The following is a 13,014-nucleotide window of genomic DNA, read 5'->3' as shown; positions in this document are numbered from 1 at the left end:
AGCTGCGGACAAAGCGACGTCCCGGGGCGTTCCTCGCCCCGGGACACGTCTCGCCTCCCGCCCCGCTGCACGGGCGGGTCACACGCATTCGTGCACCGTGCCCCGGACCACCGCGGCGCTTTCACGGACCCTGACGCGCCACAGCCACCGGATGTCGCGCGCGAAGGACCAGACGAGCAGAGCCAGGGCCAGGAGGGCGGCCGCATATGCGGGCAGCCGCGGCAGGATCCCGGCGCCGACCACGAGAAGGACGATCCCCTGCAACGCGGCCACCGTCTTGCGGGCCATGCTCGGAGGAAGCGGCCCGTTCAGCCACGGCAGTACCCGGGCCGCGGCGACGAAGACATAGCGCATTCCGCCGATCAACAGCACCCATGCGCCCAGCGACATGGCGACGTAGACGCTGAGCACCAGAATGAGGAAGGCGTCGACCTCCATGTCGAAGCGCGCCCCCAAGGACGACTCCGTCCCCGTGCGCCGGGCCACTTGGCCGTCGACCGCGTCGAGGACCAGCGCCACCGCGGTGAGGGCGACCAGGACCGCTACCGGCGGCCGGCTCACGAAGGAGTCCGCGACCAGCGCGGTCACCCCCCCGACGAGCGTCGCCCGGGCCAGGGTGACCCCGTTGGCCGGGCCGAAGGGCCGGGGCCACGTCCGGCGCAGGGCACGGGTGAGCACAGCCCAGGTGGCGAAAGTGAACGCCAGGCCGGTAAGCCATCCGGGTGGCCCCAGTCCGGTCACGGTGCCGAGCAGGGCCAGCAGGAGTGCCTGCGCGCCCGCCCCCGCGGCCGTCTCCGGGCGCAACAGCCTTGTGTCGTATGTGCCGCTCAGGGCCACCGCGCACCTTCCTCCGGCCGTGTGACAGATTCGATGAGGGCCGCGTACCGTGTGCGCCCTCGTGATTATCAGAACGTGAACCGTCACCCGAGCGTTCAGCAGGAGGTCGCCGATGGGGCGCGTCGCACACGCCTTCTGGCTCCGTTCCCCCGGCCACGGCGAGATCCGGGAGGTTCCCCTGCCGGAGCCGGCCGGCGACGACGTCGTGGTGCGCACGCTGTTTTCCGGTGTGAGCCGTGGCACGGAGAGCCTCGTCTTCCGCGGCGGGGTCCCGGAGAGCCAGCACAGCGCGATGCGGGCGCCGTTCCAGGACGGCGAGTTCCCCGGCCCCGTCAAGTACGGCTACCTCAACGTCGGTGTCGTCGAGGACGGGCCGGGGCACCTCGTCGGCCGCACGGTCTTCTGCCTCTACCCGCACCAGAGCCGGTACGTCGTTCCGGCGAGTGCCGTCACCCCGGTGCCGGACACCGTCCCCGCCGGGCGGGCCGTGCTGGCCGGGGCCGTGGAGACCGCGGTGAACGCCCTGTGGGACGCCGCGCCGCTGATCGGCGACCGGATCGCCGTTGTCGGCGCGGGCATGATCGGCTGCTCCGTGGCCCGGCTTCTCGCCCGGTACCCCGGCGTCCGCGTCCAACTGGTCGATGCCGACCCCGCCCGCGCCGCCGTCGCGAAGGCGCTGGGCATGGACTTCGCGCTCCCCGAGGACGCCTTGGGCGACTGCGACCTCGCCGTCCACGCGAGCGCCACCGAGGCCGGGCTCGCGCGCTCACTGGAACTCCTCGGCCCGGAGGGGACGGTCCTGGAACTGAGCTGGTACGGCGACCGGCGGATCAGCCTGCCGTTGGGGGAGGCCTTCCACTCCGGTCGTCTCGTCCTGCGCGGCAGCCAGGTGGGAAGAGTGTCCCCCGCCCGGCGCTCCAGCCGGACCTACGCCGACCGGCTCGCGCTCTCGCTCGAACTGCTCGCCGACCCCGCCTTCGACGCGCTGGTCACCGGCGAATGCGCCTTCGAGGAGCTGCCGTCGGTGCTGGCCAGGATCACCGCCGGCGATCTGCCCGGGTTGTGTCATCGCGTGGTGTACGACGCGACCGCCGCCGACGACTCCGCCCGACCTGCGAGCGACCTGGGCCTTTGAACGCGCAGTACGCTCCGGCCGTACTGAAGGGCAGGGGCCGCCAGCGGCCGACTGCATCGGACCGGGAGGTCACAGCCGTTGTTCAGCGTCACCGTCCGCGAGCACCTCATGATCGCTCACAGCTTCCGCGGGGAGGTCTTCGGACCCGCACAGCGTCTGCACGGAGCGACGTTCCTTGTGGATGCCACCTTTCGCCGTCCCGAACTCGACGCCGACAACATCGTCGTCGACATCGGCCTGGCCACCAAGGAACTGGGCGTCGTGGTAGGTGAGTTCAACTACCGCAACCTCGACGACGAATCCGAGTTCGCCGGCATCAACACCTCGACGGAGTTCCTGGCCAAGGTGATCGCCGACCGTCTGGCCGACCGGGTGCACGCCGGGGCGCTGGGCGAGGGCGCCCGCGGCCTGGCCGGGATCACGGTCACCCTGCACGAGTCGCACATCGCGTGGGCGAGCTACGAGCGGGCTCTGTGAACCACGCAGCCGCCACCGCCGTACCCGAGCGCTCGGTTCGGATCGTGATGCCCGGCGGGGTCGACGACCCGGCCGCGCCGAGTGGGGGCAACACCTACGACCGCAGGATCTGCCGGGACCTGCCCCGGCTCGGCTGGGAGGTCCACGAGCACGCCGTCGCGGGCGACTGGCCACAGCCCCGCGCCGCCGCACGCGCGGAACTGGCCCGGATTCTCCGGGAGTCGGCGGACGGCACCCTGGTCCTGCTCGACGGACTCGTCGCCTGCGCCGTGCCCGACATCATCGTCCCCGAGGCCGAACGACTGCGCCTGGCGGTGCTGGTGCACCTGCCGCTGGGCGACGAGAGCGGACTCGCCCCGGACGCGGCAGCGGCTCTGGACGCCGAGGAGCGCAGGACACTGCGGGCCGTGGCCGCGGTCGTGGCAACCAGCGACTGGGCGGCCGACAGGCTCGTGGACCACCATGGGCTCGAACCCGGCCGGGTCCATGCCGCCGCTCCCGGAGCCGACATCGCGCCCCTCGCGACGGGCACAGTGACGGGCACGGCCACCGGCAGCGCCCCGCACCTGCTGTGCGTCGCCGCGGTGACCCCGCGCAAAGGGCAGCACGATCTGGTGAAGGCCCTCGCAGGCGTCGCCGACCTGCCGTGGAACTGCTCGCTCGTCGGCGGACTGGGCCAGGATCCCGCTTACGTGACCCGGCTCAGGGAGCTGATCGGGGAGCTGGGCCTCGGCGACAGGGTCCACCTCGCCGGCCCCCGGACCGGCCCCGGGTTGAACGCGAGCTACGCCGCCGCCGATCTCCTGGTGCTCACCTCTCACGCCGAGACGTACGGCATGGCCGTGACCGAGGCCCTCGCGCGCGGCGTTCCCGTACTCGCGACGGCCGTCGGCGGACTCCCGGAGGCGGTCGGGCACGCGCCCGACGGCAGCGTGCCGGGCGTCCTCGTACCGCCGAAGGACCCGGCAGCTCTCACCGCGGCGTTGCGCCAGTGGCTCCGCGACCCCGGCGAACGCCATCGTGCGAAGGCGGCCGCGCGACGGCGGCGCACCGCGCTGGCCGGCTGGGAGACGACCTCGCGGAGCCTGGCCAAAGCGCTGGAGCAGCTCCGGCAGGAACCCCGGAGGACCATATGAGTGACACCGACGCAGTGCGCTACGCCCCGGAGTGGCTGGCCCTTCGGGAGGGCGCCGATGCCGCCGCCCGTACGCCCGGACTCCTCGAGCCGCTGCGGCAGCACCTGGCCGACACGGCGAACGCGGTGGATCCACCGCCACGGGACACGAAGTTGGTGATCCGCGACCTCGGCTGCGGCACCGGCTCGATGGGCCGCTGGCTCGCCCCCCGGCTGAACGGTCCCCAGCACTGGATCCTGCACGACCACGACCCCGATCTGCTCACGCTTGCCGCCGAGCAGATGCCGCGTACGTCCGCCGACGGCAGCCCCGTCACGGTCACGACGGAACGCGGTGACATCGCCCGCCTGACCGTGGACGGCCTGCGTGGCACCTCGCTGGTCACGGCCTCCGCTCTGCTGGACGTGCTCACCCGCGACGAGCTGGACGCTCTCGCGGCGGCGTGTGAAGGCGCCGGCTGCCCGGCACTGCTGGCGCTCTCCGTGGTGGGGCGGGTCGACCTCTCCCCGGCCGACCCGCTGGACACCGCGATCACCGATGCCTTCAACGCCCACCAGCGCCGTGTCGATCACGGCCGCCGGCTCCTCGGACCCGATGCCGTCATGACGGCCTCCGAGGTCTTCGCCCGCCATGGCATGACCGTCGAGGTGCACGCCAGCCCGTGGCGGCTCGGTCCCGCCGCCCGGACCTCCGCCGGACCGCACCGTCCGGACCCGGAGACCGACGATTCCGCGCTGATGGCGGAGTGGCTGCGGGGCTGGGTCGGCGCCGCCCGGGACCAGCGGCCGGACCTCGCGGCGCGTGCCGATACGTATCTGCGGCGCCGCCTGCAAGCATGCGAGGCAGGTCAGTTGCGCGTGGTGGTGCACCACCGCGATGTGCTGGCCCTGCCCAGGCGTTCGGGTGGCCCATCGTGATCCCGCGGGCGGTACGGGGCCGCCTCGGCATGCTCGCCGGGGCGGCCATCCTCGTGGCGATGGTGTGGTGGCAGGGCACCGGTGCCTTCCTCGACGGTCTGCGCGGGATCGACGGCCCGACCCTGCTCGCCGCACTCGGCCTCGGCCTGTTCACCACTGTGTTCAGCGCGTGGCGCTGGTGCCTGGTGGCCCGGGGTCTGAGCATCCGGCTGCCGCTCGGCCGGGCCGTCGCCGACTACTACCGCTCCCTGTTCCTGAACGCGGCACTGCCCGGCGGCGTGCTCGGCGACGTGCACCGCGCGGTACGGCACGGACAGAGCGCCGGTGACGTCGGCCGGGGCATCCGCGCGGTCGTCCTCGAACGCGTCGCGGGCCAAGTGGTCCTTGTCGCGGTCGGCGTGACGCTCCTGATCGCACAGCCCTCCCAGGCCCTGGCCCAGGTCGGTCACCTCGTGGCGGCACCGGGAACCGTGGCCGTACTCGCCGTGGTGGGCGGGGTGGTGCTCGTGGGCGCCGTCCTGCTCCGCGGAAAACCGGGCACCTCGCGATGGCGCCGCGCGGTCCGCGCCACGCTGGCCGAAGCGCGCCTCGGGCTGTTCGCCCGCGCGAGCTGGCCGGGGGTGCTGATCTCGTCCGTCGCGGTGCTGGCGGGCCATCTCGGCACGTTCCTGCTCGCCGCCCGAGCCGCCGGGTCCACGGCCCCGGCGGCCGAGTTGCTGCCCCTGATGGTGCTGGCCCTGCTCGCCATGGCGCTGCCGCTGAACGTCGGCGGCTGGGGGCCCAGGGAAGGGGCCACCGCCTGGGCCTTCTCAGCCGCGGGCCTGGGCGCTGCTCAGGGCCTGACCGTTGCCGTGGTGTACGGACTGCTCGCCTTCGCCGCCAGCCTGCCCGGTATCGGCGTGCTCGCCGCCCAGTGGCTCGCCGGAATGCGCAGTCCGCAGGTCGAGTTCGAAGAGAGTGTCCTCGCCGAGGAAAGCGCGCCTCGTCGGCGGACGGAGCGCGTCCCGCATCAGCTCCGGACCGGGGAAGCCGATCCCCGGGACGCCGTCACCGAGCAGGACCGGCGCCACCGTGACATAGAGCCGGCGCAGCGCACCCTCGTGGAGGAAGCGCGACACGGTGACGCCGCCGCCCTCGACCAGCACACGGCCAAGTCCCCGTCGTGCGAGCTCCCCCACCAAGCGGTGCGGGGCGAACGCAGCGCTGTCGGGCAGGGTCAGTACGTCGACGCCGTCCCTGTCGGCGGCGGCCTGCCCGCGCTCGCTGCCGGCGGCCACCACCCACAGGGTGGGCGCTGCCCCGTCGGTGAACACCCGGCGCTCCAGCGGCACCCGGCCGTGCGGGTCGAGAACGACGCGCACCGGATGGGCTCCGGCACAGGCGCGGACCGTCAGTTGGGGATCGTCCGCGACGGCGGTGCCGGCCCCGACGACCACTGCGTCGGCGAGAGCGCGCAGGCGGTGCAGATGCTCGCGGTCCTCCTCGCCGGTGACGTAGTCGGCGTCGCCCGTACGGCTCGCGATGAAACCGTCCAGGCTCTGCCCCATCTGCGCGAACGTGAAGCGGGGACCGGCCAGGCACAGCGACAGATAGCGGTCGGCGAGGATCTGTGCCTCGGGCGAGGCGTCCCTCCACCGGCGTCGGCCGTCGGCGCCCGGGAGCAGCCCGGCGGCCTCGGCATCCGCTGCGGACCGGACGGCGCGCAACCGCTCCCAGGCCTCCGACGCGTCGAGCGTGCCGGGACCCTGCCCGGTGGTGCGGCCGCTCACTCCGTCCCCCGTCGGGCGTCGGCCGAGGCCGGGGACTTCGCCGGGCTCAGCAGCGAGAAGTATTCGGCGAAGGAATCGACGAGACCGGCCAGCAAATCCTTACCCTTCTGGGCCGAAGCCATCGACGGGCATCCGACCACGCCGGATTCCGTGTAGGCCCGCAGCCCGAGAGTGAGCAAATACTCCCGGTCGTCGGCGAGGAAATCGGATGTCTCATAACCGGGGCGGACGAGTTCAGGATGGTCATGCAGAAGAATGGATGTCTCCACCTCACCCGCGTGCATATCGCTGTAGGAGGGCGTCTGCACACCGGCTCTGTCCCGTGCCGCACTCCAGTCGGCCGGACCGGGGAAAAGCGCCATGCGAGTTCCGCTGCCGGCGGACTCCTGAACCACGTTGCGCAGAACGTAGTTTCCACCGTGACCGTTGATCAGAACCAGGTTGTCGATACCGGAGCGGCGGAGCGAATCGGCGATGTCCCGCACGACGGCGTAGAGAGTCGCGGCAGAAATGCTGACGGTTCCCGGCCAGGCGGCGTGTTCGTGCGAGCAGGAGATCGTCACGGGAGGCAGACAGTGGACCGGAAAGGCGGCGGCGACCTCCCTTGCGATGGCGCAGGCTATGACCGTGTCCGTCATCAGGGGGAGGTACGGGCCATGTTGCTCGAAGCTGCCGATGGGAAGGACAGCGACTTCGGCCCGTTCGGCCCCCACGTCCTCCGTCGTCGTTTCCAACGGCAACAGGCCCAATGCCGGCAGCCGCACGTACGGGCCACTCATGTTTCCCGACCCCTTCTTCCTTCGTCCCACGAGATGTGGCCGCCGGGCGGCCCGAATGCGAAAGCGCGCGGACCGACGGCATGCCTAATGGTCGCATGCGCCGAGCGTTCCGAACGTCATTGACCAATAGAGCAGTTGACACCCTCCCGTTGTTTTGGGATCCCGCCACCAAAGGTTACCCGATAGGATCTGGCCATGATAGATACGGATGACGCACTCCACGACACCGCTCGTTCATCAGGCGTCGAACACGTGGCAAATGTCCGACTGTCCACCGAGCATGGTGATTTCCTCGCCGTCGGATACCTGGACCGCATTCGCGGCGATGAACAAATGGCGTTGGTATACGGCGACATCGAGGGAGACGGAGTGCTCACCCGTCTTCATTCGGAGTGCCTGACCGGAGACACCTTCGGGTCCAAGCACTGCGAGTGCGGGGATCAGCTGTCCGCGGCTCTGCGCGCCATCGTGAGCGAAGGGCGCGGCGTTCTTGTCTACCTTCAGGGTCACGAGGGCCGTGGGATCGGCCTGTTGGCCAAACTGCGGGCGATGCAGCTCCAGGCGGAGGGCATGGACACCGTCGAGGCGAATCTCGCGCTCGGGCTCCCGGCCGACGCCCGCGACTACCGCGTGGCGGCGGACATCCTGCACGACCTCGGTGTGCGGTCCGTACGGCTGATGTCGAACAACCCGCTCAAGAGCGCGGCGCTGTTGCGGCACGGCATCGAGATCACCGAACAGGTCCCACTGCTGACAGCACCCCGCGAGGAGAACATCTTCTACCTGCGGACCAAGCGGGAGCGCTTCGGCCATCACCTTCCGCACCTGGACACCGCGGCCGACCCGTCCTGAGGCGTGTCCCCGACGGCGAGTGCCCTTCGTGTGTCAGCCGCGTCCCCGCCCGCCGGGGCGGCGCCGGGGACGCGGCGGATTCACACGCTCAGGGCCTCGCGGACGGCCTGCTCGGACTGCTCACCGCCGTCGCCCGTGGACGTGACCCGGCCGGCCTCCAGGACGTAGTAGCGCTGGGCGGCACGCAGGGCGAAGCCGATATGCTGCTCGACCAGGAGCACCGAAAGACCGCCGTCCCGGGCCAGCGAGAGGATCGTCTCCTCGATCTCGGCGACCACGGACGGCTGGATGCCTTCGGTCGGCTCGTCGAGCAACAGGAGCCGTGGGCCGGTGATGAGGGCGCGGGCGATGGCCAGTTGTTGGCGCTGGCCTCCGGAGAGCAGGCCGGCGCGACGGCCGGACAGTGTACGCAGGGCGGGGAAGAGGTCGAGGGCATCGGCGACGGCGGCCTTGCCCCGCGGACGGCCGTCCGCGATGAGCTGAAGGTTCTCGGCTGCTGTCAGGTGCGGGAAGCACTGCTGTCCCTGGGGCACGTACGCCATGCCGCGCCCGACCCGGTCGTGCGGGCTCAGACGCGTGATGTCCTCACCCTCGAAGCGAACGGCTCCGCCCTGTGGCCGCAGGAGACCGACCGCGGCGCGCAGCAGGGTGCTCTTGCCCGCGCCGTTGTGGCCCATGACCGCGGCGACGCCGTTGTCGGGGACGGCGAGACTCACGGAGTGCAGCACGGGGCTGCGGTCGTAGCCGACGGTGATCTCGTCGATCTCCAGCATCACGCCTCCTGCGCCTGAGCGGGTACCCCGGTCGCCTCGGTGACCCCTGTCGCCTCGTCGCGCGCGCGCCCGAGGTACACCTCCTGCACCTTCGGGTCCGCCTGGACCTGGGCGACAGTGCCTTCGCTGAGCACCGAGCCCGCATGCAGGACGCAGACGCTGCGGGCGAAGGAACGCATGAAGTCCATGTCGTGCTCGATGACGACAACAGTACGGTCCTCGCTGATCAGCTCCAGGAGCCGTCCGGTGGCCTCACGTTCGTCGTGGCTCATGCCCGCGACCGGTTCGTCGAGGAGCAGCAGCTTCACGTCCTGGACGAGCAGCATGCCGATCTCCAGCCACTGCTTCTGGCCGTGCGCGAGGATCCCCGCGGGCCGGTCCCGCAGCCTGGCCAGCCCGATGGTCTCCAGTGCCCGTTCGACCTCCTCCGGGATGCCCTTGCGGCGACGCAGCAGTGTCAGCGGGCCCCGCCCGGCGCCCGCCGCGATGTCGAGGTTCTGCAGGACGGTCAGTTCCTCGAAGACGGTCGCAGTCTGGAACGTACGCCCGATGCCCAGCCGGGCGATCCGGTGCACGGGCCGTCCGAGGAGCTCCTGCCCGGCGAAGTGCGCCGAGCCGGTCGCCTTCACCAGCCCGGTGACGGCGTCGACCAGAGTGGTCTTGCCCGCGCCGTTCGGTCCGATGAGAAACCGCAGGTCGCCCGGCGGTACGTCGAGACTGACGCCGTCGACCGCGGTGAAGCCGTCGAAGGACACCCTCAGGTCGCGTATCCGGAGCCCGGGTGGGCTTCCCGCGGAAGTGTTCTCCCTCATGCCGTCGCCTCCTTCGGGTTCGCGGGAACGGTCGGGGCGGTACGTTCCCTGCGACGCCGCACCATGCCTGCCAGCGAGGCCAGCCCGCCCGGCAGGAAGGCCACCGCCACCACGAACAGCAGGCCCTGCAGATACGTCCATGCCGCCGGGAACTCCTCCGACAGGAGGGTCTTCGCCCACACCACCGCGATGGCCCCGAGCGCGGCGCCGACCAGACTCGCCCGGCCGCCGACGGCAGCGCCGATCACGAACTCGATCGACGGCACGATGCCGATCAGGGCGGGCGAGATGATGCCGACCGCCGGGACGAACAGCGCGCCCGCCAGACCCGCCATGCCTGCCGCGACGACATACGCCACGAGCTTGACGTTCGCCGGGTCGTAACCGAGAAAGCGGACCCGCTCCTCGGAGTCCCTTACGGCGACGAGGAGTTCGCCGTAGCGGCTCTGGACGAGCTGCCGGGCCAGGGCCATGAGCAGCAGCAGAGCGCCCGCGATGACGAAGTACACCATCCGCTGGTTGACCGGGTCGCTGAGCTGGTAGCCGAAGAAGCCCTGGATGTCGGTGAGCCCGTTGGTACCGCCGGTGGTGGCCTGCTGGCCGATCAGCCAGATCGCGAATGCGGCGGCCAGCGCCTGGCTGAGGATCGCGAAGTACGCGCCTTTGACCCGGCGGCGGAAGATGAGCGTGCCCAGCAGCGCCGCCACGCCCATCGGCAGCAGCACGGTGGCAGCGAGCGCGAAGACCGGGTTCTCGAACGGCCGCCACCACCACGGCAGTTCGTCGGAGGTCCCGTAGAGCAGCATGAAGTCGGGGAGGTTGCCGGGGCCGGCGTCGGCGAGCTTGAGGTGCATCGCCATGGCGTATCCGCCGAGACCGAAGAAGACGCCCTGCCCGAGGGTGAGCAGACCGCCCCGTCCCCAGGCCAGGGCGATGCCCACCGCGACGATGGCCATGCACAGGTACTTGGCGAGCAGACCGAGCCGGAAGTCCGACAGGACCAGCGGCGCTACGGCGAACAGCAGCACGGCGCCCAGGGCGAAGCCCCCGGGGGCACGCAGGCGCGACGGCGGACGCGTCGGAAGTGTCATGCGAGGCTCCGGATGCGCAGGGTGTACAGGCCTTGGGGACGCCACTGCAGGAACGCGACGATGGCGACGAGGACGAGCACCTTGGCGACGCTGACGGTGGTGGAGTACTCCAGCACCGACTGCAGCCCGCCGAGGACGAACGCGGTGATCACGGCGCCCTTGACCTGCCCGATGCCGCCGACCACGACGACCAGGAACGCGTCGATGATGACGTTGGTGCCCATGGTCGGCCCGATCGGACCGACGAGGGTGAGGGCGACGCCCGCGACCCCGGCGAGACCGGACCCGATGAAGAAGGTCATTCGGTCGACGCGTGCGGTGGCGATCCCGGACACCTCGGCCAGGTCGCGGTTCTGCACCACGGCCCGGATCCGCCGGCCCAGCGGAGTCAGCTTCAGTACGAGGGTGAGGGCGGCGATCGCGGCGATCGCCAGGGCCAGGATGAACAGCCGGCTGTTGGCCAGACTCAGCCCTTCGGCGAGATGAATGTTGCCGGTGAGCAGGTCGGGGGCCCGGGTCTGGACGTTGGGGGCGCCGAAGATGTCCCGGGCGAGCTGCTGCAGCATCAGCGACACGCCCCATGTCACCAGCAGGGTGTCCAGCGGTCTGGCGTACAGCCGCCGGATGAGTACGTACTCCAGCAGTACCCCCATCGATCCGGCGACGGCGAAGGCGACCGGCAGTGCGACGAGCAGTGAGACGCCGGCGCCGGTGATGGTCTGTTGAAGGACATAGGTGGTGTAGGCGCCGGCCATGATGAACTCGCCGTGGGCCATGTTGATGACGTTCATCTGGCCGAAGGTGAGGGACAGGCCGAGCGCGATGAGCAGCAGCACGGCACCGATGCTGACGCCGGTGAAGAGCTGGCTGAGGATCACCGTCATGAGGCGGTCTCCGAGTGGTCGGGGACGGGCGCAGGTGTGCCGGGCGGGGCATGGTCTGCCCCGCCCGGCCGGGTGATGAAGAGGTGGGGTCAGGACAGTGAGGCCGCCCAGTCGTAGCCCTTGAGGTACGGGTCGGGCTCGATCGGCTTGCCGGAGTTCCAGACCTCGGTGATCAGCCCGTCGTCCCCGATCTTCCCGATCCGGGCGGTCTTGAAGATGTGCTGGTTGTCGCCGTCGACCGTGACCTCACCCTCGGGCGCGCCGTAGGTGATGTCACCGGCGGCGGCAGCCGCCTTGACCTTGGCGACGTCGAAGGACTTGGCCTTCTCGACCATCGCCTTCCACAGGTGGACCGAGGTGTACGCGGCCTCCATCGGGTCGCTGGTCGGCTTGTCCGCGCCGTACTTGGCCTTGTACGCCTTGACGAACTTCGTGTTCGCCGCGCCGTCGGTGGTCTGGTAGTAGTTCCAGGCCGTCAACTGACCGGCCAGGTACTGCGCGCCGATGCTCTTGACCTCTTCCTCGGCGATCGAGACAGAGACGACAGGCATGCCGCTCGCGGTGAGACCGGCGGACTTGTACTCCTTGAAGAAAGCCACGTTGCTGTCGCCGTTGAGGGTGTTGAAGACCGCGTCGGCCTTGGACGCCTTCACCTTGTTGGCGATCGTCGAGAACTCGGTGGAGCCCAACGGCGCGTAGTCCTCACCGAGCACCTTCATCCCGTTGGCCTCGGCATAGGCCTTGATTATCTTGTTCGCGGTGCGCGGGAAGACGTAGTCGCTGCCGACGAGATAGAGGGACTTCCTGCCCTGCTTCTTGAGGTAGTCCAGGGCGGGCACGATCTGCTGGTTCGTCGTGGCTCCGGTGTAGAAGATGTACGGCGACTGCTCCAGGCCCTCGTACTGAACCGGGTAGAACAGCAGGGACTTGTTCTTCTCGAAGACCGGCTTGACGGCCTTGCGGCTGGCGGAGGTCCAGCAGCCGAAGGTGGCCACGACCCGATCCTCCTCGATCAGCTTCGATGCCTTCTCCGCGAACGTCGGCCAGTCGGAGGCGCCGTCCTCGCTGACCGGCTCGATCTTCTTGCCGAGGACGCCGCCGGAGGCATTGATCTCGTCGATGGCCAGTTTGAGGGAGTCGCGTACGGTCACTTCACTGATGGCCATGGTGCCGGACAGTGAGTTGAGCAGGCCGACCTTGACGGTGTCACCCGAGGTGTCGGCCGTCACGCCGCCGCCGTCGGAACCGGCTTCGCCGGTCTTGGCTCCGCACGCGGTGAGGACAACGGCGGCCGCGAACGCGGCGATGCCCGCCGTCATGCGCCGCCGGTGAATTCTTGACATCGAAACCTCCTGCCCCAAAGGGCCCTTGATGAGGAAGATCGCACGGGGGCGGCATTCAGCCCTACAGCCGCGACGATGGCGCGGTTCCCGGCCTTCCGTCGGTGTTCGTCCTGGCCGGGCCGCTGAAGAGCAGTCCACAGCATCGAAGTAGGCTGTTACCCGGACGTTTCACGGCACTTAAGGGCGGGTTTCGTTAAATGCACGCGGAA

Annotated in this window: 12 protein-coding genes and 2 pseudogenes; 6 read left to right on the top strand and 8 right to left on the bottom strand. The window is 70.3% G+C overall.

Annotated features, from left to right (window positions below; translation table 11 throughout):
* Window positions 1-78: 78 nt before the first annotated feature.
* Window positions 79-837 carry a CDP-alcohol phosphatidyltransferase family protein gene (locus ACFYWI_RS14730; RefSeq protein WP_389230790.1) on the bottom strand — a complete coding sequence of 253 codons (759 nt, stop codon included), beginning with the start codon at window positions 835-837 and terminating at the stop codon, window positions 79-81.
* Window positions 838-949: 112 nt separating this feature from the next.
* Between ACFYWI_RS14730 and ACFYWI_RS14725 the strand changes: the two genes are divergently transcribed.
* From ACFYWI_RS14725 to ACFYWI_RS14705, 5 genes and pseudogenes are all read left to right on the top strand, one after another.
* Window positions 950-1,972 carry a zinc-binding alcohol dehydrogenase gene (locus ACFYWI_RS14725; RefSeq protein ID WP_389230787.1) on the top strand — a complete coding sequence of 341 codons (1,023 nt, stop codon included), beginning with the start codon at window positions 950-952 and terminating at the stop codon, window positions 1,970-1,972.
* Window positions 1,973-2,050: 78 nt separating this feature from the next.
* Window positions 2,051-2,449 carry a 6-pyruvoyl tetrahydropterin synthase family protein gene (locus tag ACFYWI_RS14720; RefSeq protein WP_389230784.1) on the top strand — a complete coding sequence of 133 codons (399 nt, stop codon included), beginning with the start codon at window positions 2,051-2,053 and terminating at the stop codon, window positions 2,447-2,449.
* A 47-nt stretch (window positions 2,450-2,496) separates the two neighbouring features.
* Window positions 2,497-3,585: a glycosyltransferase family 4 protein gene (locus tag ACFYWI_RS14715; protein WP_389230978.1), complete on the top strand. Its 1,089-nt coding sequence runs from the start codon at window positions 2,497-2,499 to the stop codon at window positions 3,583-3,585.
* Entirely contained in the window at window positions 3,582-4,502 is a 921-nt protein-coding gene (locus ACFYWI_RS14710; protein ID WP_389230781.1) for a class I SAM-dependent methyltransferase, read from the top strand. The genes ACFYWI_RS14715 and ACFYWI_RS14710 overlap by 4 nt, the downstream gene beginning before the upstream one ends.
* 29 nt (window positions 4,503-4,531) lie before the next feature.
* Window positions 4,532-5,434, top strand: a pseudogene (locus ACFYWI_RS14705) (lysylphosphatidylglycerol synthase transmembrane domain-containing protein); the annotation flags it as partial.
* Window positions 5,435-5,599: 165 nt separating this feature from the next.
* Here the strand turns inward: ACFYWI_RS14705 and ACFYWI_RS14700 are convergent.
* Together ACFYWI_RS14700 and ACFYWI_RS14695 are read right to left on the bottom strand one after the other, a co-directional pair.
* Window positions 5,600-6,049 (bottom strand): annotated as a pseudogene (locus ACFYWI_RS14700) (RibD family protein); the annotation flags it as partial.
* Between the two features lie 218 nt (window positions 6,050-6,267).
* Complete coding sequence (locus ACFYWI_RS14695; protein WP_389230779.1) at window positions 6,268-7,050, bottom strand: creatininase family protein; 783 nt, start codon at window positions 7,048-7,050, stop codon at window positions 6,268-6,270.
* Between the two features lie 195 nt (window positions 7,051-7,245).
* On the opposite strand from ACFYWI_RS14695, the gene ribA reads away from it, so the two are divergent.
* Window positions 7,246-7,902, top strand: a complete 657-nt coding sequence (gene ribA, locus ACFYWI_RS14690; protein WP_389230776.1) for a GTP cyclohydrolase II — start codon at window positions 7,246-7,248, stop codon at window positions 7,900-7,902.
* An 80-nt stretch (window positions 7,903-7,982) separates the two neighbouring features.
* Here the strand turns inward: ribA and urtE are convergent, their stop codons facing one another.
* The 5 genes from urtE to urtA all read right to left on the bottom strand — a co-directional run bounded on the left by urtE (window position 7,983) and on the right by urtA (window position 12,805).
* Complete coding sequence (urtE, locus tag ACFYWI_RS14685) at window positions 7,983-8,675, bottom strand: urea ABC transporter ATP-binding subunit UrtE (protein WP_389230773.1); 693 nt, start codon at window positions 8,673-8,675, stop codon at window positions 7,983-7,985.
* A complete protein-coding gene (gene urtD, locus ACFYWI_RS14680) occupies window positions 8,675-9,487 on the bottom strand; it encodes an urea ABC transporter ATP-binding protein UrtD (protein ID WP_389230770.1) in 813 nt (270 codons plus the stop codon). Before urtD ends, urtE begins: the two co-directional genes overlap by 1 nt.
* Window positions 9,484-10,578 (bottom strand): urea ABC transporter permease subunit UrtC, encoded by a 1,095-nt coding sequence (urtC, locus tag ACFYWI_RS14675; protein ID WP_389230767.1) that lies wholly within the window; start codon window positions 10,576-10,578, stop codon window positions 9,484-9,486. Before urtC ends, urtD begins: the two co-directional genes overlap by 4 nt.
* Window positions 10,575-11,462 carry an urea ABC transporter permease subunit UrtB gene (urtB, locus tag ACFYWI_RS14670; protein WP_389230763.1) on the bottom strand — a complete coding sequence of 296 codons (888 nt, stop codon included), beginning with the start codon at window positions 11,460-11,462 and terminating at the stop codon, window positions 10,575-10,577. Before urtB ends, urtC begins: the two co-directional genes overlap by 4 nt.
* An 89-nt stretch (window positions 11,463-11,551) precedes the next feature.
* A complete protein-coding gene (gene urtA, locus ACFYWI_RS14665; protein ID WP_389230760.1) occupies window positions 11,552-12,805 on the bottom strand; it encodes an urea ABC transporter substrate-binding protein in 1,254 nt (417 codons plus the stop codon).
* Between the last annotated feature and the right edge of the window lie 209 nt (window positions 12,806-13,014).

Source organism: Streptomyces sp. NPDC002889, from assembly GCF_042888425.1.
Classification (GTDB): domain Bacteria; phylum Actinomycetota; class Actinomycetes; order Streptomycetales; family Streptomycetaceae; genus Streptomyces.
This window is presented reverse-complemented; position numbering and strand designations above follow the sequence as displayed.